The organism is Streptomyces sp. NRRL S-340, assembly GCF_000720185.1.
GTDB lineage: Bacteria > Actinomycetota > Actinomycetes > Streptomycetales > Streptomycetaceae > Streptomyces.
In genome coordinates this window covers 1-545 of record NZ_JOIY01000119.1, presented here as the reverse complement: position 1 = coordinate 545, position 545 = coordinate 1, and the positions used below count along the sequence as shown (strand labels likewise).

1 protein-coding gene is annotated in these 545 nt (G+C 71.2%); it reads right to left on the bottom strand.

Translation table 11 applies throughout. From position 1 onward, the window contains the following. Positions 1–387, bottom strand: a 387-nt coding sequence (locus IG64_RS37205; RefSeq protein WP_158771763.1) for a hypothetical protein, incomplete at its 3' end; no start/stop codon positions are given. Positions 388–545: the final 158 nt, after the last annotated feature.

The window sequence follows — 545 nt, the reverse complement described above, 5'->3', positions numbered from 1 at the left end:
GTGCGGAGTTGGTGGTGGGGTTCGCCGTGGGTGTTGTTGGTGAGGATGTTGGGGGTGCTGGCGGGCGGCGATGGTGCGGGGCAGGTGCATGCCGCCGGCGGCGGCGTGGGGGATGAGCAGGACGATCGGTCCGGTGGGGTGCTGCTGGAGGGCGGGGGTGGCCGCGAGGTGGTCGGCGAACTGTTCGGCGGTGTAGGTGCGCAGGCCCTGGGGGGTGCTCAGGGTGATGCCGTGGGGGCCGAGGTCGGCGGCGATGAAGAACGCGTTGTGGCCTGGGTGGTTCCAGGGTGCGTCGGTGCCGCGGGTGGTGGGGGGTGCTTCGAAGGGGACGGGGCCGGTGAGGGTGGTGAATCCTGCGGTGATCAGTCCGGCCAGGGGTGGTTGCATACGGCCGCGGTTGTCCGTGCGGTAGTCCAGGCCCGGCCGGATGCCTGCGTGACCGGTGATGGGCTGAGCGTAGGGCTGGACCGTGGTGGGATGACCACTGGATGCGGCGGACGGCCCGGTGAAGACACCGATGCCGCTGCTACCGGCACCGGGCATGC